The sequence below is a fragment of the Corynebacterium sp. HMSC05H05 genome, from assembly GCF_001807265.1.
Taxonomy (GTDB): domain Bacteria; phylum Actinomycetota; class Actinomycetes; order Mycobacteriales; family Mycobacteriaceae; genus Corynebacterium.
Genome location: NZ_KV788382.1, coordinates 64511 through 84718, shown reverse-complemented (window position 1 = coordinate 84718; position 20208 = coordinate 64511). Strand labels below are relative to the sequence as shown.

The following is a 20208-nucleotide window of genomic DNA, read 5'->3' as shown; positions in this document are numbered from 1 at the left end:
GCTTCGAGGGCGTCGTGTTGTTTGCGGGTGAACTGGGTCGGGCCGAAGTAGGTGTGGTGCACCCGCGCCAGGTCGCGCACGCGCCCGGTGGACAGGCCGGCGGCCATGGCTACGTCGCGGTCGAAGTCGGCGAGCACGGCTACGCCTGCTGAAACGAAGTCGGTGAAGTTCATGGCCCGAAAGTTATGGCCGCGTAACCCCCAACACCAGACCCTGCCCGAATTGTGGATAACTTAACCTGAGAAATTCACAAAGCGCAGTTCACAGGGCCAAATTTAAATCTACGTCAACCCCTTCGACGCGGCCGCGGGAGGTGAACTGCCACACTGTGGGCGTCGGAAAGCTGACCGGGCGCGGCCACTCCCCCACGTCTAAAGGCGACGAAACGTCAACCACCGGGTTCGCACCCCACTGCGCCAACCACAGCGCGCCGAACTCGGCCACGTCCGCGAACAGCATGTACCGCCGCCAGTACCAGGCGTTCGTGTAGACCCCGGCTACTTCGACGCCTGCGGAGGTGAAGGTGTGGTGGGCGGAGCGGACGTCGAGAAGCGAAAGCCCCGCGGGGGACTCGACGTCGAGCCACATGGGCAAGCGGCGGCCCTCGAGAACCTCAAGAGAGGCCTCAACCTGCTCCGCAATGGTGGTCCCTTCGGACGGGGCGCGCAGGAAGTGGTACGCCGCGGTCGCGAACGGGGCGAACGACGAAAACGCGGCGTCCTGGTACGTGCCGTCGGTGGTGCGGGCGATGACGAAGTCGAAGCGGGAAACGTCGAGCCCGGCCTGGTGCTCCGAGACGTCGACGCCGAGTCTCACCGCTTGGTCAGCCCCATGCGCGGCGCGAAGCTGCCCGGGTGGCGGCGCTGCGCGGCGGCGTCGGCGATGGCCAGGCGCCACTTCGGGTCGCGCACCGGCATCTGGGAGATGGGGAACCAGCCGGCTTCGATGTTCTCGTCGTCGCCGACCACGGGTTCGACGGTGGGGTCGAGCGGTTCGCAGCGCAGTTGCACCGTCATGTAGCTGGCCTTGTCCCCGTTCGCGTGGGTGACGGGCCCGTGCGCGCCGACACCCAAAATCGCCGCGGCGGTGACCCGCACGCCGGTTTCCTCCAGCACCTCCCTCACGGCGGCGACGTGCGGCTCCTCGCCCGGGTCCGCGATGCCGGTCACAGGCGTCCACTCACTGTTGTCGGCGCGGCGCACCAGCAGCACTTCGGGGACGGCCCACGGCGATGCAACGGTGGCGTCGCGAAGCACGACGGCGCACACGGCAGGCACCCACATCAGGTCGGTGCCGATCTTCTTGCGGGTTTCCACGATGAACTCCGGGATAGGCATGGTGGCAAGTGTACAATCCCTGAAGTTATGAGCACCGCCGTTTCCGACACGCAGCCCTGGGTCAGACGCGTCCCCGCGCCCCTGTTCGTCGCGGTGTACGGCGCGCTGGTCATCCTGGTGGTTTTCGGGGTGGCGATGGCGGCGAGCCGCACCACGGCGAGCACCCCGGAGGACGCGGAGCTGCCGCAGCCGGAGCGTCCGTTCAACCCGGCGCCGGCGGACCCGGGCAACGTCGCGGCGAGCATCCGCCCCCACCTGATCGAGAATGTGCGCGTGGGCGAGACGAACACGGGCGCGATGATGCGCGGCGACGTGGTGGTCGGAGCCCTCGACGACTCCACCGAGATTGCGGGCCACCTGTCGCGTCTGCTGGAGCAGAATTGTTTGGATACGGTGACGTTGACGTCGAAAAGCGGGATGCGCTTTAACTTCTGGGGCTTTTGCTTCTCGACGCTTCCTCCGGAGACCCTCGCCCAGTACATCGATTTCGGCGTGGCTGAGGGCGCCGATTCCGTGTCGTTTATTGATTACGCCTCGCACAACCACTTCCGCGTAATCACCCTGAACTGGATGGACGTGGACGACGCCGATGCACTGTCCGAGCGCTGGCTCGAGGTGGAGCGCCCCGACGAGATCGACCGCGTGACGTTCAACGGCTACACCGACGACGAGGTCGTGGTGGTGGACAACGACAAGGAAACCGGCGAGCACCTCAAGCGCTGGCCGCTGCTTGCCGACCCGGTCACCAGCGCCGGGGAATGAATTCCGCGTCCGGCACAGCGTGGCGGATCACGGCCATGACCTGCTTGACGTTGGAGTAGCTCATCAGGTGCGGGTCCTCCATGCCCTCGTAGCACTCCTCCCCCGCACGGCCGGCCTCGGTGCCGGAGACGACGCCGATGACGGTGGCGCGGCCGTTGACGTCCGCGAATACTGGCCCGCCCGAGTCGCCCGAGGCGGCGCACACGGCGGCGATGTCGCCGAAGGTTTCGTCCTCCACGCCGGGGTCGAGGTTGACTATCTGCACCCGCTCGGTGGCCTCGAAGGTGCCGCAGGTGTAGCCGGTGGTCGCACCCGTTTTGCATAGCTTCTCGACGGGCCCAAGGCCCTCCCCGATCCCAGTCGGAATCGGCGCACCGACCACATCCATGAACCGGTCCGGATCCGTGATCTCGATGATGCCGACGTCCGCGCCCTCCGTCTCCGGGGTGTGCTGGGAGTACAGCCCGGAGAAGATGAAGTGGCCGACCTCGGAGGCGTAGTCGAACGCCGTGGAGGCGTTGGTGGGCCACACCAGGTCGCCCTCGCGGCCGCAGTGGCCGGCGGTCACCGCATACGCACGGCCGTCCTTGCCGGTGAACGAGAACGCCGCGGTGCACGACTGCGCCGTGAAGTGCTCCCCGGGCGCCGGGCGGTGGTCCGTGGTCTGGATCTTCGTGCCCGGCGCCCATGGGGCGAACGCGGGCACCAGCACGTTGTTGTCGTTGGCCGGCGCGGGAGCGGCGTCGTCAGGCGTTTGCACCTCGGACAGCGCCTCGCGCTCCTCCACGGTGCCGGTGGGGACCTTCGACGCGTTTAAGCCCAGCCACACCACGATGCCCACGACCATCGCCGTGGCGACGATCACGGTGATCCACCCGCCCGTTTGCAGCCCGCTGCGGCGCGCGCGGGCCGTGGAGCCGGGCTGTTGCGCCGGCATGTCCGGGAACTTCAGCGGGTGCTGCGGGTACTGCGACGGGGGCTCGCCCGGCATGTCCGGGAAGCGCCACTGCGGGCCCTGCTCGGGCTGGTAGCGCGTCGCTGAGCTGGGCCGGTTCGGCTGGTTACTCGGAGGCGTCAACCGCCGAGCCCTCGTCGCCGTCCTGCTCCTTTTCTTCGGCCATGATCTTCATGTCCCGAATGAACTTCTCCGGGTCGAAGTCGGTGTAGTGCTCCGGGCCTGCGAACTGCTCCTGTGCCATGTGCGCGCACTCCTTTGTGGATTGACGACGGTGTGCCCTAGACGTTAGTGCCCTCGATAGCCTCGGCGATAAACGCCTTGACGGCCTCGGCGTCGTTGGGCAGGTCGGTCACGTGGCGCTCGGCGCCCATGATGCCCGCGAAGCGCTCCGGCACCTCCGGGGCCTTTCCGATGGCCTCAGCGATGGTGTCGGCGAACTTCACCGGCAGCGCCGTCTCCAGCACCACGATCGGGGTGTCCACCTCGCCGGCGAGCTGCTCGGCCACGTGCACGCCGTCGGCGGTGTGCGGGTCCACCAGCACACCGAACTCGTCGTTCACGCGCTTGATGGTGGCCACGCGGTCGGCGTGAGTGGAGGTGCCGGAGGCGAAGCCGAACTCGCCGCGGATGCGCTCCATCACCTCTGGCCCACCCAGGTCGGTGGCAGCGAAGCCGCCGTTTTTCACCTTGTTGGCGAACAGCTCGGCGGTGAGGTCGGAGTTGCGCAGCGTGGCGTCGAAAAGCATCCGCTCAAAGTTGGACGCCTTGGAGATGTCCATGGACGGCGACGACGTCGCGTGAGTCTCTGCGGCGGAACGGGGGCGGTACTCGCCGTTTGCGAAGAAGTCGTGGAGCACGTCGTTTTCGTTCGTCGCGACGACGAGGCGGTCGATGGGCAGGCCCATCTGCTTCGCGATATGCCCCGCGCACACGTTGCCGAAGTTGCCGGTGGGCACGCAGAACGAGACGCGCTCGTCGTTGGTCTCGGTGACCTTCAGGTAGGTGGCGATGTAGTACACCACTTGCGCAAGCAGGCGTGCGAAGTTGATGGAGTTCACCGCGCCGATGGAGTACTTCGACTTGAACGCCGCGTCCGCGCTGACAGCCTTGACCACGTCCTGGCAGTCGTCGAACACGCCGTCAAGGGCGATGTTGAAGATGTTCGGATCGTCCAGGCCGAACATCTGCGCCTGCTGGAACGGGGTCATACGCCCGGCCGGGGTGAGCATGAACACCCGGATGCCGTCGCGCCCGCGCATCGCGTACTCGGCCGACGACCCAGTGTCGCCCGAGGTCGCGCCCAGAATGTTGATCTCCTCGCCGCGGCGGGCCAGCTCGTACTCGAACAGCTCGCCGAGCAGCTGCATCGCCATGTCCTTGAACGCCGCAGTCGGGCCCTCGGACAGGTGGCCGATGTGCAGCGTGTCATTCAGGCGGGTCACCGGGACGATTTCCTCGTCGGCGAAGACGGGCGTGCGGTACGCCCGGCGCGCGATCGCCTCGAGGTCCGCCTCGGGAATGTCGTCGACGTAGAGCTTCAGTACTTCGGCGGCGAGGGCTGCGTAGCCGTCGTGAAGCAAAAGCTCGCGCCACTGATCCAGGAGCTCATTGCTTATGGACGGGTACACCGCCGGCATGAAAAGTCCGCCGTCGGGGCTTAAGCCTGTGAGCAGGATGTCTGTGAAGGAGCGCGGCTGCGCCGATGCGTCGCGAGTTGAGATGTAGTCCACCCCGCGAAGTCTACGGCATGGGCCCCTCTGCCCGGCCTGATCCGGGGATTTACTTACAACCGCGGAGGGCGACTAGTGCTTGTAAACGGAAGATCGGTGGCCAATGTCGATCAGCATAATCAGGACTTTGTCGTCCACGATGTCTGCGATGATTCGGTAGTCCCCCACCCGCCAGCGCCACAACCCCCGTTTGGTGCCCACCAGAGCTTTGCCGCTTCCCCGTGGGTCGGAAGCGGCTCGAAGTCGGTGGAGAAAACTTTGAATCCGTTTCTGCTCGCCTCGGTCGAGTTTGCGAAACGATTTCGCTGCACGTGGCGAAAATTCAATCCGCCAATCCGAGCTCATTCTCTAGCTCCTCGAGGGAGATGGTTGGAAGCTCGCCACGCCGAATCGCGTCGGCTTCCGCTTCAAGCACGTCGACGTACTCCAGCTCCGCGAGGTGCGCACTCAGCGCTTCGCGCACGTAATAAGAGGCTGGGCGGCCCGTGCGCCGGGCAAGCGCGTCCAATCGCCTCTTCTGGTCTTCGTCTACGCGAAGACTGATTACTGATCCGCTCATGTGAATATTTTTACACTCGATTGACCAGCAGCGGAAGCCCCTACCGGCGGGGCGGTTCCTGTCGACCGGTCAAAATATCCACCACCGAGCGAATCGCGGCGTCGCCGAGCGGCGGCACGGTGCGCTCCTTCTCGGGCGCCTGCTCGCGCGCGGGCGTGCGGGTAGTCGGCTCGACGGTGATGCTCAGCGTCTCGCCGTCGAGCTCCAGCCCGGTCTTGGGGTCGACGCCGGCCACGCGCGCGGCGTCCACCAGCGCAACCAGGTCTGCGAAGGTGGCGTTGTTCAGGTCGATGGTCATGTTCACTGCCATGGGTTCGAGCATATTGCCTATCGACGCCACTCCGCCTCCCGCCCTAGTCGAACTCGAGCGACGGCACCTCGCCCCAGAACGCCTCCTCCACCACCTGGTGGGCGTGGCGGGTGATGCGCAGGTAGTCCTCCAGGAACTCCTGCTGGTCGTCGGGGTCGTAGCCGGCGGAGCCCGCCACCTGCGCGAGCTGCGGGCCCGGCGCGGGCAGCTGGTCGGTGCGTTTGCCGGCGACGAGCACGATGGCGTTACGGGCGCGGGTGGCGGTGAGCCACGCGGTGCGCAGCACTTCGGCGTGCGAGCCGCGGATGACGGACGGGTCGTCGAGCTCGGCGAGGAAGTCCAGCGCGTCCAGGGTGGAGGGAGTGCGCAGCTCCTCGTGGGTGTGGGCGTGCTGCATGGTGAGAAGCTGTACGGTCCACTCGACGTCGGCGAGCGCGCCGCGGCCGAGCTTGGTGTGGGTGGCGCGGTCGGCGCCGCGGGGCAGGCGCTCGTTGTCGACGCGGGCCTTGATGCGGCGGATCTCGCGGATGTCGGAAGGCTTAGCCCCGCCGGCCGGGTAGCGGAAGGCGTCGATGGCCTCCAGGAATGCGTCGCCCACGCCGCGGTCGCCGGCGACGACGGCCGCGCGCAGCAGCGCCTGGCGCTCCCAGACCTCGCCCCACTCGCGGTAGTAGCGCTCGTAGCTGGCGATGGTGCGCACCACCGGGCCGGAGCGTCCCTCGGGGCGCAGGCCCAGGTCCACCTCAAGCGGCGGGTCGCCGGAGGGTTTGGACAGGCGGGCGCGCATCTGGTCGACGATCTTCGCCGCCCAAGCAACAGCGCCTGCTTCGTCGGCCTCATCGCTCGGCTCGGCGACGATCATCACGTCGGCATCTGAGCCGTAGCCAAGTTCGGCGCCGCCGAGGCGGCCCATGCCGATGACGGCGATGCGGGCCGGAGGTTCGTCGTGAGGCGAAGAAGCGAGATCGGCGTGCACCTCGGCGCGAAGCGCGGCCTCGAGCACAGCCTCCCACACGTAGGTCAGCTCGAGGCAGACCTGGCGCGGCTCCATCAGGCCGAGCAGGTCGGCGGACGCGATGCGGGCGAGCTCCGCGCGGCGCAGGGAGCGCGCCACGGCGACGGCCTTGTCGGGGTCCGCCTGATGGCGCTTGGCGGAGGCGAGGATGGCTTTGTGGACTTGGTCGGGGGCGGCGTCGAGGAGCCGGGGCCCGTTGGAGCCGTCGCCGAGCAGTTTGACCACATCTGGCGCGGAGATGATGAGGTCGGAGGCGTACGGCGAAGTGCCCAGGATGTGCATGAGGCGTTGCGACGCCACGCCCTCGTCGCGCAGCATGCGGAGGAACCAGCTGCGGTCGACGGCGGCGTCCGAAAGCTTGCGGTAATTCAAAAGCCCCTGGCCGGGGTCCGCGGTATCCGCGAGCCAGTGCATCAGCGACGGCAGCAGGATCGCCTGCAGCTTGGCCTTGCGCGAGGTGCCCTTGACCAGCGCGGAGAGATGGTCGAAGGCGCGCGCCGGGTGGCGGTAGCCGAGCGCGGCGAGCTGGGCCTTCACCGCGTCCGCGGACAGGGTGGCCTCGCCGACGGTCATGTCTGCCACAGCACCCAGCAGCGGGCGGTAGAACAGGCGCTCGTGCAGGTCGGAAACGTCGCGGCGCACGCGCTTGAGCTCGCGGTACATCGCGTCGGGGGCGGAGCCGCGGTGGTTGGCGGTGAAGCCTGCGGCGCGGGCGAGCCAGCGGTTGCGTTTCTCGTCGTCCGGCTCGGGCAGCTGGTGGGTGCGCTTGAAGCGCTGCAGCTGCAGGCGGTGCTCGAGCAGGCGCAGGAACTCGTAGGCCTCGGTGAGCACGCGCGCGTCTTCGCGCCCGACGTAACCGGCCTTGGCCAGGGCAGCGAGTGCCTCGAGGGTGTTGCGGGCGCGCAGCGTGTCGTCGATGCGCCCGTGCACGAGTTGCAGCAGCTGCACGGCGAACTCGACGTCGCGAAGCCCGCCGGGGCCGAGTTTCAGCTCGCGGCGCCGCACGTCCGCCGGCACGTTCTCCAGCACGCGCCGGCGCATGGCTTGGACGTCCTCGACAAAGCTGTCGCGCTGGGAGGCCTCCCACACCAGCGGCGCGATCGCCTCGGAATAGGCCCGCCCCAAATCCATGGAACCGGTCTGCGGCCGTGCCTTCAGCAGCGCCTGGAACTCCCAGGTCTCAGCCCATTTCCGGTAGTAGGCTTGGTGCGATTCCAGGGTGCGAACCAGCGCGCCCGAGGCCCCTTCCGGCCGCAGGTTCGCGTCCACGTCGAAGAAGCAGGCGGAGCCGATGCGCATCATCTCCGCGGCCACGCGCGTGATCTTGGGCGAGGCGGGCTCCGCCACGAACACGACGTCCACGTCGGAGATGTAGTTCAGTTCGCCGGCGCCGCATTTGCCCATGGCGATCACGGCGAGTTCCGCATCCGCTTCCTCGTCGCCGTAGACGTCGCGCACCGCCACCGCGAGCGCGGCGGTGAGCGCTGCGTCCGCGAGCCACGTGAGTCGCTCGGTGGTGTAGCTGTAGCTCATGGATTCGCCCTCGCCGTGGCCCTTGACCGCGGCAAACGTGCCGGCGAGGTCGGCGGCGGCGATGCGCATCACCAGGTCGCGGTGGGTGGAGCGGAGCTTTTGCTTAGCCGCGCCAACTTCGCCCTCCCCCGCCTTATACAACCCCGGCCCGTCAGCGTCGACCCCCACGGCGGCGAGCATGGTGCGGTAAAGATCGGCCTGATCGGGCAGGTCCTCGAGCAGCAGCCGCCACTGCTGCGGGTGCGCGATCAGGTGGTCCGACAGCGCGGTGGAGCCGCCCAGCAGGGCGAAGAACCGGGTGCGGAACACCGGAAAGTCGCGCAGCGCTTCAAGCAGCTCCGCCCATCCACTACCAAGCGCGTCGAAGAGCCGGTGGGCGTTGTTGAGGGCCAGGTCCGGATCGCTTGCGCCGGCGAGGGTGTAGAGCGAAGCTTCGTCGATAAGCGAAAGCTCCTCGATGTCCTCGGCGGCGCGCGGGCTGGTCAGCCCCAGCTTGGCGGGTGAAATCACAGGTCGATCCCCGTATCGATCTCCCAGGGCGTGATCTGGGCGGTGTAGTCGTGCCACTCGGCCCACTTGGCGCGCAGGAAGAACTCGAAGACCTGCTCGCCCAAGACCTCGGCCATGAACTCGGAACGCTCCATCTGGCGCAACGCCTGGTCCAGCGAGTTGGGGAGGTCGCGGTACCCCATCGCGCGGCGCTCGCGGCGGGTCAGGGCAAAGACGTCGTCGCGGGCGGGCTCGTCCAGCTCGTAGCCCTCCTCGATGCCCTTCAGGCCTGCGGCGAGCACCGCGGCGAACGCCAGGTAGGGGTTGCAGGCGGAATCCAGGGAGCGCACCTCCGCCCGGCGCGAATCCGCCTTGTGCAGGCGGTAGGTGGGTACGCGCACCATGGCCGAGCGGTTGGAAATACCCCAGGTGGCGGCGGTGGGCGCCTCGGAGCCGAACTGCAGGCGTTTGTACGAGTTGACCCACTGGTTGGTCACCGCGGAGATCTCGCCCGCATGCTCGATGATGCCGGCGATGAACTGGCGGCCGGTTTTGGACAAGCTGATTTCGTCGTCCGGGTCGTGGAAGGCGTTGGTGTCGCCTTCGAACAGAGAGAAGTGGGTGTGCATCGCCGAGCCCTCGAGGTCTTTGAAAGGCTTGGGCATGAACGTTGCGTGCACGCCGTTCATCTCCGCGACCGTCTTCACGATGTAGCGGAACGTGACAATATTGTCGGCCATGGTCAGCGCGTCGGTGTGGCGCAGGTCGATCTCCTGCTGGCCCGGCGAGCCCTCGTGGTGGGAGAACTCGGTGACAATGCCCATGTACTCCAAGGCGGAGACGGCCATGCGGCGCAGCTTCGGTGCCTCGTTGCGCTTGGCCTGGTCGAAGTAGCCGCCCTTGTCCGCCGGTGTGGGCGGCTGATCGCCCTGGCCGGGTTTGACCACGTAGAACTCGATTTCGGGGCTGGCCAGAAACTCGAAGCCCATGTCGCGGGCGTTGGTGATCTGGCGGCGCAGCACCTGGCGCGGGTCAGCATAGAGCGGGTCGCCGTCGGGCATGGTGATGTCGCAGAACATGCGCGCGGTTTGCAGGCCCGCCTCCTCGTCGAAGGGCAGCGGCTGGTACGTCGACGGGTCGGGGCGCAGCAGTGTGTCGGACTCGGAGACGCGGCTAAACCCCTCGATTGAGGAGCCGTCGAAGCCCACGCCCTCCTCGAAGGCGCTTTCCAGCTCCGCCGGCGACATCATCACGGTTTTCAGGGAGCCGAAGATGTCGGTGAACCAGAGGCGGATAAAGGCGATGTCCTGCTGCTCCACCATTCGCAGCACGTTGTCGGTTTGGGCGCTCATGGTCCACAACTGTAGCGACCTTTGGGCGTCGAAAAGCAGGCTAAGCTTGGGGTGACAAACCATTGAAGGAGGACAACGATCATGGCTGCACAGGCACCCGAGCAGTTCCTCGAGGTGGAAATCAAACTCGCGGTGGACGAGGGCACCGGCATGCCGGACCTGACGCAACTGCCCGGCGTGGAGGAAATCGCCAGCATGCGCGAGCACAACCTCTCCGCCGTGTACTACGACACCAAGGATCTGCGCCTGACGCGTTCCAAGATCACGCTGCGCCGCCGTACCGGCGGTGCGGATGACGGCTGGCACCTCAAGCTGCCCAAGGAGGGCGGGCGCAACGAGGTGCGGATGCCTCTCGACGACCCTTCGGCCGTGCCCGAGGAACTTATCGCCCAGGTGCGCTCGATCGTGCGCACGGAGGAGCTGGCGCCGGTGGCGCAGGTGGACAACCGCCGAGTGGAGATTTTGCTTTCCGGTGCCGACGGCGAGGTCGCTGAGTTTTGCGACGACCACGTCACAGCCTGGTCGCTGCTTCCCGGCGGGGAGCGCACCAACTGGCGCGAGTGGGAGCTCGAGCTGTCCGAGGCGCTCGCCGGCACCGAAGAAGGCGAGACGCTGATCAACCAGGGCACCAGCTTTTTGATCTCGGCGGGCGCGCGCAAGTCCTCCTCGCCGTCGAAGCTGGCCACCGCGCTGGGCGATTCGGCCAAGACCGCTCCCCTGCCGCCGCACATGCAGGCGGAGCTGGAGGCGGACTCCCCGGCCGCCGCCGTGGTGGACTCCCTGCGCAAGCAGCGCGACGCCATCGTCGCCTGGGAGCCGCGCGTGCGCGCCGACGAGTACGACTCTGTGCACCAGCTGCGCGTCGCCACCCGCGAGATGCGCTCCTTGCTGGAGACGTTCGAGGGCATCCTCGAGGGCGATGAGCTCGGCGCGCTTGAAGACGAGCTCAAGCACGCCGCCAGCGTGCTGGGCGTGGCCCGCGACGCTGAGGTGGTGGAAGAGCGTTTCCTGGAGCTGCTGGATTCGGACGAGTCCGGGCTGGTTGACGACGCCGCCCGCGCGCACATCGCCGGCGACATGCGCCGCGACTACAACGAAGCCCACGCCGAGATCGTGGCCATGCTCGACTCGGAGCGCTTCATGGCTCTGCTGGACGCGATTGACGGGTTGTTGGCTGAGCCGCCCGTCGCAAAGCAAGAGGCCTCTGAAGAACCCCCGGCGGAGTCCAAGGAAGTCCTCTACGACCACCTCAAGCGCGGCTACAAGAAGCTGAAAAAGCGCCACGACAAGGTCGACGAGCACTACCACGACACCGACCTGCCGCTACACGAGCGCGAAGACTACGTCCACGACGTGCGCAAGGCCGCGAAGAAGCTACGGTATTCCGCCAACGCCGCGGCCGACGCGGGTTTGAAGGCGGGGCGGCTGGCCAAGGCGTGCAAGGCGCTGCAGTCCAAGCTGGGCGACTTCCAGGACGCCGTGACCTCGCGCGACCGCATCCAGCGGCTTGCCGAGGAGGCCCGCGAACGCGGCGAGGACACCTTCGCCTACGGCATGCTCTACCAGCGCGAACTCGACCGCGGGGAGCAAGCCTTGAACGGTTACGACAAGGCCGTGCGCGAGGTGCGCAAGGCGTTTAAGAAGATCAAGCCGTAACTACTTCTCCCAGGACGGGGCCTCGCCCCAGTTGTCGTCCGCCTCGTCCTGGTTGTCGGCGCGCTTGTTGCGCTGCGCGGCGATCTGCAGCGCGGACTCGGCCTCCTCGCGGGTGGCGTAGGGGCCCATGCGGTTATCCCAGGCGGCCTCCTTGCCCTGGGTGACCTCGCCGGTGGACGGGTTGTAGTAGAACTGCTCGTCTGCCATTGTTTTGTTCCTTTCGGGTTTTGTCTACCCGTCCGACTGTACCGGGGCGGTTGGTAGTGTGGTGGCGGTTAAAAGGAGCGTGACATGGCATTGTTTGAAACCCCATCCGTCTCCCCTGTGGAGCGCGTGAGCGCCGCGTCCGGGCGTGTCGCATCCGCGCCGGGCACGTGGGTGCTCATCGGCGAAAACGTCGACCACTTCGGCGGCGTGACCCTGGCCGGCACCGCGTCGCTACGCGCGGCCGCGGCGGTGCACCCGCGGTCCGACGGCGTGATCTCAATTGCGGCGAACGGCCCACTCGGCCAGGAGTTTTCGGCGCAATTGCCTTACGACGACCAACCCGCCGACGGCCTCGCCCTCCGTTGGTGGGGGCTGGTGCACACGCTGGTGCAGCGCCAGGTACTCTCCCGCGACACCGCTGGCATGGACATCACCGTGGAGTCGGACGTGCCGGTCGGCGCGGGCCTGGGTGCTTTGTACGCCGCCGACGCCGCGATCGCGTTTGCGCTGGCAGGTTCGCACGACGACGTGGACACCGCCCCGTTCCGCGCCCGGCTCGCGGAGATCTGCTCGCACGCCGTGGCCACCTACTCGTCGCAGCCGGTGCTGCGCGCCCGGCACTCGGTGGCGCTGCGCGGGGCCGACGGGGTGTCGGTGGTGGACTACGCCGACGGCTCACTGACCCAGGCGCCGCACCCCTCGCGCCACGGCGTTCGCGTGTTCTCCGTGTCGAAGGAGCTCGGCGCGCCGTTTACGCAGTCCCGAGAGGCGATCGCGGAGCGCCGCGCGTTCATCGACGCCGCCTGCTCCAACTTCGGAGTGTCCTCGCTGCGCCAGCTTCCCGACGCCCCCGGCCGCGCCGTCCAATGGGTCGAGGCACGCCGCGCCGCCGGCGATGAGGCCGCGCCGGAGCCGGAGGCGGCGCGGCGCTGGGTGCAGTTCTGCGAATCGGAGACGCTGCGTTCCCTCGCCGCGGCGAAGGCCCTGCGCTCGCGCCGCGCCAACGAACTGTTCACCCTGCTCAACTCGCCTTCTGAGTCCCACGACCTGCCCTCCCCGGACGCGCTGGTCGCCCTGGCCCGCGAACGCGGCGCTGTCGCCGCCCGTCCCGCCGCCATCGGCACCTCCGACGCCGTGATCGCGTTCGTGCCGGTGCAGGAGGCCGACGCGTTCGCGGCTGAGATGGCGCGCGAGTTTGAGGTGGTGGAGGTCACCGCCGGCGAACCCGCCCGCCTCGAGGGGTAGGCCGCAACCACCCCTAGTCCGCGGGCCAGGCGAAGCCGACCTCGCGCGCCTCTGGGTCCGCCCGCACGAGGGAGAACTTCGTCTCCTCGCCTTCCTCGGGCGCGCCAGCGGACGGCGCGAGCACCGGCGGGTCCACGATGAACACGCGCGCCGCGTCCTCCCCGCTCTTCAGCGTCACGCCGTCGAAGTTGTGGCCCACCCACGGCTCGAGCACCGTCGCCTCCGTTAAGTGCAGGCACGCCTTCTCCACCGTGTTGGCGAGCTGGGAAGACCGCCCCATGGTCTTGATCACCCGCGGGGCGTCGCGTTGCACCCACTCCGGCACGTCCTCACCTGCGCAGATGGCGAGGCAGACTTCGGTGGCGTAGCGGTCGATCAGCCGCCGCAAAGGCGCGGTGACGTGCGAGTAGTACCCGCCGATACCGGCGTGCACCTCGGCCTGCTTCTCGGACAGGTCCACGTAGCCGGACCCGCGCAGCAGTTTTTGCGCCTCGCGCATCACCGCCATCCCGCGCGGGGTGTCGGCGTCCACACCTGCCAAAAACTCGCCGATGTCACCTGCGACCTCGTAGCCCAGGTTGCGTGCTTCTCGACGGAACTCCGCCTCGCCGCCCTCATCCGCCGGGCCCAACGTGCGCAGGAACCCCACCCCGGCGTCGACCATCATCCGTCCCGCCACCATGCCGGTGAGCAGCGAGATTTCGGAGTTGTAGTCCATGATCGGGTGGCGCGGCTCGATGACCAGCTCGAAGGTGTCGCCGTCGCCGACCACGCGCACCGACGGCAGGCGCAGGTTGATCGCGTGCCTGCGCAGCGAGGACTGCTGCCGCAGCCGCCCCACCTCCTCCAACAGCGCAATCGACGGGTGCACCTGCCCTGCCTGCATGTCTTCGTGCACGCCCTCGTAGTCCAGCCGCGCCACGGAGCGCACCAGCGCGCGCTCCACGTGCGCGGAGTCGACCTCGCCGCGCTCGTCCAGTTCGAACGTCCACAGCACGGCTGGCCGGTCTACGTCGGGAAGCAGCGAGGCAGAGCCCTCGGACAGCTCCTCCGGATGCAGGCGTGCCGGCTCGTCGGGCAGGTAGATGGTCTGGCCGCGCTCCAGCGACTCCGCCGCCACCGCCGAGTCCGGGTCCACGAACGCCGCCACATCCGCGATGGCGTAGCGCACCACGTAGCCGCCGCCGTCGCGGGCCTCGATGTGCACTGCCTGGTCCAGGTCCTTTGACCCGACGGGATCGATGGTGACCAGGGGCACGGAGCGGGCGTCGATACGCGACTGCGAAAAGCGGTCCTCAAGCTTGGCGGCTTCGGTGTGAAGCTCCTGCGTAAATGTTGTGCGCACGTCGAATTCGCGCGCAATCGAGCGGAAGTTCAGGGGCGCGGCGTAGAGCTTCATAGGAAGCCATCGTGCCACGAAAAGGGCGAATGAGTCGGCCTATGAGCCGGATTCTGTTCCCCTTGCGGGGCGGCGACCATCCATCTGGACCACCCATCGCTGGGCGCCTCAAGCAGCTACCTTCGGACTGGGCGGGCAGCCTACATCCGACGACCTCCGCCTTGCGGCGGGGGCTCTTGCCTTGCTCCCGGTGGGGTTTACCTGGCCACCTACGTCACCGCAGATGCCGGTGCGCTCTTACCGCACCCTTTCACCCTGACCTCGTTGCCGAGGCGGTCTACTTTCTGTTGCACTTTCCCGCGGATCGCTCCGGGTTGCTGTTAGCAACCACCGTGCCCTGTGGAGTCCGGACTTTCCTCGACCCGCGCCTGCCCCAAGGTTGGGGTGGTTCGCGGCGCCGCGGCCGCCCGGCCGACTCATTCGCGAGGTACAGCATACGCTTTCCGCCGGTTGGAACGGAACTGCCGGGCATCGGTCGAGGATGCTTACCCAAGGATGCTTATCCCTCGAGAGCGTTGCCGAGCATTTCTCGTGGCCACTCGAGAAGTAAGCGTTTAGGAGTAAGCATCCTCCCCCGGTAAGCATCCTGGGGTAAGCATCTAGCGCCGGAACCTACCCGCGGTGGTGTGCGACGTCGTTGACGCAGCGCACCACGCCGAAGTCGCCGTAGTAGTCCACGACGCTGATGCTGGCCAGGTCCAAAAACACGTGCTTGAACAGCTCCGGCCCGGCGCCGAGGGCCTGGCGCAGAAACGACTTCACCGGCGTCATGTGCGTGACCACCAGCACGGTTTGCCCCTCGTAGCGTTCCTGCAGCTTCTCCCGCGTCCGCGACACCCGCCGGTGCAGCGCGGTCAGGGACTCGCCAGACGGGGGCGCGTTGTTCGGCGAGGACTGCCACGTCTCAAACGCTTCTGCATCGCGCGCCACGGCTTCCTCGCGGGTGAGCCCCTCGAAGTCGCCGAAGTCGAGCTCGCGCAGGCCCTCGTCCACCACCACGTCGAGCCCGAGCGCCCCAGCGACGATGCGGGCGGTGCCCTGCGCGCGGGCCTGCGGCGAGGCGACGAGGGCGTCGATGTGCCCGAATTTGCGCAGCGCGTCGGCGGCCCGGCGCGCCTGGTCGCGGCCGGTGTCGGTCAGCTCCGGATCGGACGTGCCGGAGAAGCGCTGCTCGGCGGAGTGCTGGGTCTGTCCGTGCCGCAGCAGGATGAACCGGGTGCGCGGGGCGTCGGAGCCGGCCCAGTGCGCGGGGCTGGCGGTCTGGTGCGAGGGCTTGTCGACGTCCTCCGGTTCCCCGGCCTTCTCCCCCACCCACACGCCGGTGCCTTTGACGATGCCGGGGGCGTCGCCGCGGGCGGCGGCGTCCATGGCCACATTCGACAGCTCGTCGGCCTTCTTGTTCTTGGCGCGCGGTACCCAGGTGTAGGTGACCTTTTCAAACGACGACGCGAGGTCGCGGGCTTCGCGGGCCAGCTTCTGCATGTCGGGGTGTTTGATTTTCCAGCGGCCGGTCATCTGCTCGACAACCAGCTTGGAGTCCATGAACACGTCCACGTGTGTCGCCCCGACCTCGCGGCACGCCTCCAGGCCGCGCACCAGGCCGTAGTACTCGGCGACGTTGTTGGTGGACTTTTTGCCCACGACGTAGGCGATCTCGCCCAGGGTCTCCCCGGAAGCGTCGTAGACCACGGAGCCGGATCCGGCAACACCCGGGTTACCCCGGGAGCCGCCGTCGCAGTACATGGATACCTGCATCAGCTACTCCGCCGGAGAAACCCGCACCAGCAGCGTGCCGCAGTTCGGGCAGGTGGGCAGTTCGTCTTCCGGCTCGCCGAGCACCTCGGCGCGCTCGGCCGGCGGCAACTGGATAAAACAACCGCCACAGGCGCGGCCGTTGAACTTGGCGGCACCGATGTCGTCGTAGGCGCGGAGCACGTCGTCAGGCAGCTTCGCCCGAAGTGCATCCACGTCCACGTCATCTTCCTCCGGCAGCGCGTCCACGGTGCGCTGGGCGGCTTCGACCTTGCGGTTGGCCTCGTCGACGCGGGCGGCGTGAACGTCGCGGTTGTTGCGCAGCGCGGCGATCTCGTTGTGCGCCTCCTTCAGCTCGGACAAAAGGTCCGCGATGCGGGACTTCGCGGCGTAGCGGTCGTGCTCTAAGTCCTTGCGCCGCTCCGGGTCGGTCTCGGCGGACAGCTGGCGCTTGTCGTCCAGCTCGCGCTTCTTCAGCTTGCGCTCATCTTCCTGGATGCGCAGGATTTCCAGCTCCATGTCGTCGACTGCGAGTTGGGCAGCGGCGGAGGCGTCGGTCAGGCGCCTGCGCTCGTCGATAAGCTTTTTAAGCTCCTGCTCCTCGGGGCGCACGCGCGGCTGGGAAGACGCGGCGTCTGCCTGCGCGAGCTGCAGGAGGACGGGTTGCAGGTCTTTGGAAAGGTGCATCGTTTCTCCTTACTCGGGGTGCGCGGAGATGGTCCACGGGTCCGTGCGGATGTGCAGGATCTCGGTGTCCACGCTTAACGGAGCCACGATACTCTCCGCCTGCTCGGTCCAGGGAAACTCGCTGGCCCAGTGGGCGGTGTCGATCACGGCGGGCCCGCCTGCGCGCAGGTGCTCGTCCACGGGGTGGTGGCGCAGGTCGGAGGTGACGTAGACATCCACGCCGAGCTTCGCCACATCCGCCAGGAAGCTGTCGCCGGAGCCCGAGGACACCGCGACACGTCGCACCATCTGCTCCGGGTCGCCGGCGGCGCGCACACCCCACGCGGTTTCCGGCAGCGCGTTGGCCACCTGCTGGGTGAACTCGCGAAGCGTCATCGGCTCTGCCAGCTCGCCGATGCGCCCCAGGCCGGTCGCTTTATCGAGGTCGCTGGTGTCGGCCATCTGCACCACATCGAACGCGGGTTCTTCGTAGGGGTGCACTTCGCGCAGCTTCTCGACGATCCTCCGGCGGTCCGCCGCCCTCGCCACAAATTCGATGCGGATCTCGTCGCCCGTGTAGTGCGTGCCCACGGCCCCGTCGGTGGGGTTCGCGCCCTCGACGGGGGTGAACTCGCCGATGCCCTCGAAGGAGAAGGCGCACTCGCGGTAGTCCCCGATTGCGCCGGCGCCCGCTTCGAACAGCGCGCGTTTTAAGTCCGCGGCGGCTGCCGGCGGGACGTGCACGCCCCAACGATCGGTGGCGTCCAAGGTGACGGGTTTGATCGGGCGGCCGGGCGTGATGCCGACGAGCTCCGCCAGCTTGTCCGAGACCCCCGGGCGGGCCGAATCGGCGTTGGTGTGCGCCGCGAACAGCGCGCAGCCGCCGGCCAGCAGGGTGTGGATGACCTTGCCCTTCGGGGTGTTCGCCGCCACGGAGTGCACGCCGCGAAGCAGCAGCGGGTGGTGTACGACCAGCAGCTGGGCACCTGCGGCGACGGCGCGCTCGGCCACCTCCTGGGTGCAGTCGAGCGCGAAGGCCACCTTGGTCACGTTCGCGTCCGGGTCGCCGCAGATCAGCCCCACCTGGTCCCAGCTTTCCGCCAGCGCAGGCGGGTAGGCCGCCTCGAGCGCGTCAACAACTGTCTGCACTGTTACGTCTGTCATGGCAGCCAGCCTACAAATTTGGAACAGTGGGCAGGTGTGAACGCCACTTTGCTTTTCGACGTCGACGGCACGCTGATCGACTCCTTCCCCGGCATCCGCCACGGCTTCCTCGTGGGCCTCGAAGCCGTGGGCTGGGAGGTCCCCGACGAGGACTTCATCCACCGCATCCCCGGCCCGCCCATGCCGGAGACGATGCGCTCGCTCGGCATGACTGCCGCACAGGTAGAAACCGCCATGCGCGCCTACTCGGACTACATGTCCGGCGAGGGGTGGCAGCGCTTCGAGGTCTACCCCGGCATGGATGCGCTGGTGCAGCGCTTGGCTGGGGAGGGCTACCGCGTGTGCACAGCGACGTCGAAAAGCGAGCGCTTCGCACGCGCCGCGCTGGAACGCGCGGGGCTTTTGGAGCACATCGATTTCCTGGGCGCGGCGTCGAACGACGGAAAACGCGCGAAGAAGGTCGACGTGATCCGGCACGTGCTGGATCAGGCCGCGCCCGAGCGCCCGCTGATGATCGGCGACCGGCTGCACGATTTCGAGGGCGCCAAAGAGTTTGGCATCCCAAGCGTGGCCATGACCTGGGGCTACGGTGCCGCTGAGGAGTGGGAGCTGGCGGACTACGTGGCGCGCGACGCCGACGAGCTAGAAAGGATCATCCGTGAGTTCTAAATTGCACATCGACTTCGTCTGCACCGGCAACATCTGCCGCTCCCCGATGGCGGAGGTGATCGTCCGGGAGAAATTGGCGCAGGAGGGGCTTGCAGACGCGGTCACGGTGACGTCGTCAGGCATTGGCGGCTGGCACGTGGGGCACAAGGCCGACGAGCGGGCGCGCGCGGAGCTGGCGGCCCACGGCTACGACGGCGAGGCGCACCGCGCGCAACAGTTCGGGTTTGCACAGGAGCAAGCGGACCTCATCGTCGCGCTGGACACGAACCACGTCTCCGAGCTGGTCGCCCGCGGTGTGGACGAGGACAAGGTACGCCCCATCCGTTCGTTCGACCCCGCCTCCCCGGACGGCGCCGGCGTGGCCGACCCCTACTACGGCGGGCCGGAAGGCTTTACGGTGGTGCGCGAGCAGATCGAGTCCGCAGCTGACGGCATTATTGCTTGGGTGCGCAAGCGACTAGACTGACCCGGCGTGAGCGCCAACAATCAATCGTCCAAGCCGTGGTGGCGGCAGATGCTTACCCCCGGCTGGGTCATCGCGGCGCTGTTAATCGGGGTGTTCTCCTACTACGCGTTTACGTTCCTGGCGCCGTGGCAGCTGGGCAAAAACGAGGCGCTTGTAGAGCGCAACGAGCACATCTCCGCCGCCTTCGAGCACGACCCGGAGCCGTTGTCCTCGCGGGTGGGTGCCGACGGCTCCCTCGGTGCCGATGCCGAGTGGTCCCGCGTGGTGGCCACCGGCCGCTACTCGGGCCCGGACGTCCTGCTGCGCCTGCGGCCTGTAGACGGCACACCTTCGTTCCAGGTCCTCACCCCGTTTGCGCTGGATGACGGTCGCGCGATCGTCGTCCACCGCGGCTGGGTCAAAGCCGAAAACTCCACCCAGGTGCCCGCCCTGGAGCCGGCGCCGACCGGCGAGGTCACCCTCACCGGCCTGCTGCGCGCCGACGAAGGCGAGCACCCCAACCCGCCGATGCACGAGCAGGGTTACGACATGGTCTACTCCATCAGCCCCGCGCAGATCGGGTCGCTGACCGGTACCGATGTGGTCTCACCGTACCTGCAGCTCCTCGGCGGCGAGCCGGGCGTGCTCGACCCCATCCCGCTGCCGCAGCTGGAAACGGGCAACCACCTCTCCTACGGCCTGCAGTGGATCCTGTTCGGCCTCGCCGCCCCCGCAGGCCTGATCTACTTCCTCTACTCCGACTCCCGCGAGCGGCGCCGCTTCGAGGCTGAGCAGGAGCAATTGCTTCTCGACGACACCCCCACCGCCGGCAGCCCCAACCCCGCTCCCGCTGCCGCTGCGGCCCCCGCTGCCCGGTCTCGGCAGCGCTACGGTTCCTCCCGCACCAACCCGTGGGCCAAGGCCTACGATAAGGAAGAAGAACGTTAGCTTTCCTTGATC

The 20208-nt window shown here is 67.8% G+C and carries 21 protein-coding genes and 1 other RNA gene; 6 read left to right on the top strand and 16 right to left on the bottom strand.

Annotation, left to right across the window (positions count from 1 at the left end):
* Positions 1-261: 261 nt before the first annotated feature.
* Complete coding sequence (locus HMPREF3151_RS03685; RefSeq protein ID WP_070473593.1) at positions 262-816, bottom strand: glycoside hydrolase family 25 protein; 555 nt, start codon at positions 814-816, stop codon at positions 262-264.
* Positions 813-1337 (bottom strand): NUDIX hydrolase, encoded by a 525-nt coding sequence (locus HMPREF3151_RS03680; protein ID WP_070473590.1) that lies wholly within the window; start codon positions 1335-1337, stop codon positions 813-815. Before HMPREF3151_RS03680 ends, HMPREF3151_RS03685 begins: the two co-directional genes overlap by 4 nt.
* Positions 1338-1364: 27 nt before the next feature.
* On the opposite strand from HMPREF3151_RS03680, the gene HMPREF3151_RS03675 reads away from it, so the two are divergent.
* On the top strand, positions 1365-2099 hold the full coding sequence (locus HMPREF3151_RS03675; RefSeq protein WP_070473589.1) for a hypothetical protein: 735 nt from the start codon (positions 1365-1367) through the stop codon (positions 2097-2099).
* Here HMPREF3151_RS03675 and HMPREF3151_RS03670 read toward each other — a convergent pair.
* The 8 genes from HMPREF3151_RS03670 to glnA form a co-directional block, all read right to left on the bottom strand.
* Entirely contained in the window at positions 2080-3177 is a 1098-nt protein-coding gene (locus HMPREF3151_RS03670; RefSeq protein ID WP_246815193.1) for a S1 family peptidase, read from the bottom strand. The genes HMPREF3151_RS03675 and HMPREF3151_RS03670 overlap by 20 nt on opposite strands.
* Positions 3161-3298 (bottom strand): hypothetical protein, encoded by a 138-nt coding sequence (locus HMPREF3151_RS11995; protein WP_168160590.1) that lies wholly within the window; start codon positions 3296-3298, stop codon positions 3161-3163. The genes HMPREF3151_RS03670 and HMPREF3151_RS11995 overlap by 17 nt, the downstream gene beginning before the upstream one ends.
* 37 nt (positions 3299-3335) lie before the next feature.
* On the bottom strand, positions 3336-4787 hold the full coding sequence (gene thrC / locus HMPREF3151_RS03665) for a threonine synthase (protein WP_070473588.1): 1452 nt from the start codon (positions 4785-4787) through the stop codon (positions 3336-3338).
* Positions 4788-4859: 72 nt separating this feature from the next.
* Entirely contained in the window at positions 4860-5132 is a 273-nt protein-coding gene (locus HMPREF3151_RS03660; RefSeq protein WP_070473586.1) for a type II toxin-antitoxin system RelE family toxin, read from the bottom strand.
* Complete coding sequence (locus HMPREF3151_RS03655) at positions 5110-5346, bottom strand: type II toxin-antitoxin system RelB family antitoxin (RefSeq protein ID WP_070473584.1); 237 nt, start codon at positions 5344-5346, stop codon at positions 5110-5112. The genes HMPREF3151_RS03660 and HMPREF3151_RS03655 overlap by 23 nt, the downstream gene beginning before the upstream one ends.
* A 40-nt stretch (positions 5347-5386) precedes the next feature.
* A complete protein-coding gene (locus HMPREF3151_RS03650; RefSeq protein WP_246815192.1) occupies positions 5387-5668 on the bottom strand; it encodes a hypothetical protein in 282 nt (93 codons plus the stop codon).
* Between the two features lie 31 nt (positions 5669-5699).
* Entirely contained in the window at positions 5700-8714 is a 3015-nt protein-coding gene (locus HMPREF3151_RS03645; protein ID WP_246815191.1) for a bifunctional [glutamine synthetase] adenylyltransferase/[glutamine synthetase]-adenylyl-L-tyrosine phosphorylase, read from the bottom strand.
* Complete coding sequence (gene glnA, locus HMPREF3151_RS03640; protein WP_070473582.1) at positions 8711-10045, bottom strand: type I glutamate--ammonia ligase; 1335 nt, start codon at positions 10043-10045, stop codon at positions 8711-8713. Before glnA ends, HMPREF3151_RS03645 begins: the two co-directional genes overlap by 4 nt.
* Before the next feature lie 81 nt (positions 10046-10126).
* Between glnA and HMPREF3151_RS03635 the strand changes: the two genes are divergently transcribed.
* The gene (locus HMPREF3151_RS03635; RefSeq protein WP_070473581.1) at positions 10127-11701 is read left to right on the top strand and encodes a CYTH and CHAD domain-containing protein; all 1575 of its coding nucleotides are present in this window, start codon (positions 10127-10129) and stop codon (positions 11699-11701) included.
* Here HMPREF3151_RS03635 and HMPREF3151_RS03630 read toward each other — a convergent pair whose 3' ends face one another.
* A complete protein-coding gene (locus tag HMPREF3151_RS03630) occupies positions 11702-11908 on the bottom strand; it encodes a hypothetical protein (protein ID WP_070473579.1) in 207 nt (68 codons plus the stop codon).
* Positions 11909-11992: 84 nt separating this feature from the next.
* Between HMPREF3151_RS03630 and HMPREF3151_RS03625 the strand changes: the two genes are divergently transcribed.
* A complete protein-coding gene (locus tag HMPREF3151_RS03625; RefSeq protein WP_070473577.1) occupies positions 11993-13153 on the top strand; it encodes a galactokinase family protein in 1161 nt (386 codons plus the stop codon).
* 13 nt (positions 13154-13166) lie between these two features.
* Here the strand turns inward: HMPREF3151_RS03625 and HMPREF3151_RS03620 are convergent, their stop codons facing one another.
* The 5 genes from HMPREF3151_RS03620 to HMPREF3151_RS03600 all read right to left on the bottom strand — a co-directional run bounded on the left by HMPREF3151_RS03620 (position 13167) and on the right by HMPREF3151_RS03600 (position 18134).
* Entirely contained in the window at positions 13167-14552 is a 1386-nt protein-coding gene (locus tag HMPREF3151_RS03620; protein ID WP_070473575.1) for an RNB domain-containing ribonuclease, read from the bottom strand.
* Between the two features lie 26 nt (positions 14553-14578).
* An RNA gene (rnpB, locus tag HMPREF3151_RS03615) (RNase P RNA component class A) lies at positions 14579-14971 on the bottom strand.
* Positions 14972-15164: 193 nt separating this feature from the next.
* Complete coding sequence (locus tag HMPREF3151_RS03610) at positions 15165-16307, bottom strand: bifunctional RNase H/acid phosphatase (RefSeq protein WP_070473573.1); 1143 nt, start codon at positions 16305-16307, stop codon at positions 15165-15167.
* 3 nt (positions 16308-16310) lie between these two features.
* Entirely contained in the window at positions 16311-16991 is a 681-nt protein-coding gene (locus HMPREF3151_RS03605) for a zinc ribbon domain-containing protein (RefSeq protein ID WP_070473571.1), read from the bottom strand.
* Between the two features lie 9 nt (positions 16992-17000).
* Positions 17001-18134, bottom strand: coding sequence for a Nif3-like dinuclear metal center hexameric protein (locus HMPREF3151_RS03600; RefSeq protein WP_070473569.1), 1134 nt, complete (start codon positions 18132-18134; stop codon positions 17001-17003).
* A gap of 36 nt (positions 18135-18170) precedes the next feature.
* Between HMPREF3151_RS03600 and HMPREF3151_RS03595 the strand changes: the two genes are divergently transcribed.
* Genes HMPREF3151_RS03595 through HMPREF3151_RS03585 form a run of 3 tightly spaced genes read left to right on the top strand, consistent with a single transcriptional unit; the run spans position 18171 to position 20196 of the window.
* Positions 18171-18803 carry an HAD-IA family hydrolase gene (locus tag HMPREF3151_RS03595; protein ID WP_070473567.1) on the top strand — a complete coding sequence of 211 codons (633 nt, stop codon included), beginning with the start codon at positions 18171-18173 and terminating at the stop codon, positions 18801-18803.
* Positions 18793-19269 (top strand): low molecular weight protein-tyrosine-phosphatase, encoded by a 477-nt coding sequence (locus tag HMPREF3151_RS03590; protein ID WP_083290166.1) that lies wholly within the window; start codon positions 18793-18795, stop codon positions 19267-19269. Before HMPREF3151_RS03595 ends, HMPREF3151_RS03590 begins: the two co-directional genes overlap by 11 nt.
* 6 nt (positions 19270-19275) lie before the next feature.
* A complete protein-coding gene (locus tag HMPREF3151_RS03585) occupies positions 19276-20196 on the top strand; it encodes an SURF1 family cytochrome oxidase biogenesis protein (protein WP_246815190.1) in 921 nt (306 codons plus the stop codon).
* Positions 20197-20208 lie beyond the last annotated feature (12 nt).

Coding starts and splice junctions, on each gene's coding strand:
- HMPREF3151_RS03650 (WP_246815192.1), bottom strand. CDS start 5,668: ATGCTCGAACCCATGGCAGTGAACATGACCATCGACCTGAACAACGCC.
- HMPREF3151_RS03680 (WP_070473590.1), bottom strand. CDS start 1,337: ATGCCTATCCCGGAGTTCATCGTGGAAACCCGCAAGAAGATCGGCACC.
- HMPREF3151_RS03620 (WP_070473575.1), bottom strand. CDS start 14,552: ATGAAGCTCTACGCCGCGCCCCTGAACTTCCGCTCGATTGCGCGCGAA.
- HMPREF3151_RS03605 (WP_070473571.1), bottom strand. CDS start 16,991: ATGCACCTTTCCAAAGACCTGCAACCCGTCCTCCTGCAGCTCGCGCAG.
- glnA (WP_070473582.1), bottom strand. CDS start 10,045: ATGAGCGCCCAAACCGACAACGTGCTGCGAATGGTGGAGCAGCAGGAC.
- HMPREF3151_RS03625 (WP_070473577.1), top strand. CDS start 11,993: ATGGCATTGTTTGAAACCCCATCCGTCTCCCCTGTGGAGCGCGTGAGC.
- HMPREF3151_RS03610 (WP_070473573.1), bottom strand. CDS start 16,307: ATGCAGGTATCCATGTACTGCGACGGCGGCTCCCGGGGTAACCCGGGT.
- HMPREF3151_RS03660 (WP_070473586.1), bottom strand. CDS start 5,132: ATGAGCTCGGATTGGCGGATTGAATTTTCGCCACGTGCAGCGAAATCG.
- HMPREF3151_RS03635 (WP_070473581.1), top strand. CDS start 10,127: ATGGCTGCACAGGCACCCGAGCAGTTCCTCGAGGTGGAAATCAAACTC.
- HMPREF3151_RS03675 (WP_070473589.1), top strand. CDS start 1,365: ATGAGCACCGCCGTTTCCGACACGCAGCCCTGGGTCAGACGCGTCCCC.
- HMPREF3151_RS03655 (WP_070473584.1), bottom strand. CDS start 5,346: ATGAGCGGATCAGTAATCAGTCTTCGCGTAGACGAAGACCAGAAGAGG.
- HMPREF3151_RS11995 (WP_168160590.1), bottom strand. CDS start 3,298: ATGGCACAGGAGCAGTTCGCAGGCCCGGAGCACTACACCGACTTCGAC.
- HMPREF3151_RS03630 (WP_070473579.1), bottom strand. CDS start 11,908: ATGGCAGACGAGCAGTTCTACTACAACCCGTCCACCGGCGAGGTCACC.
- HMPREF3151_RS03600 (WP_070473569.1), bottom strand. CDS start 18,134: ATGACAGACGTAACAGTGCAGACAGTTGTTGACGCGCTCGAGGCGGCC.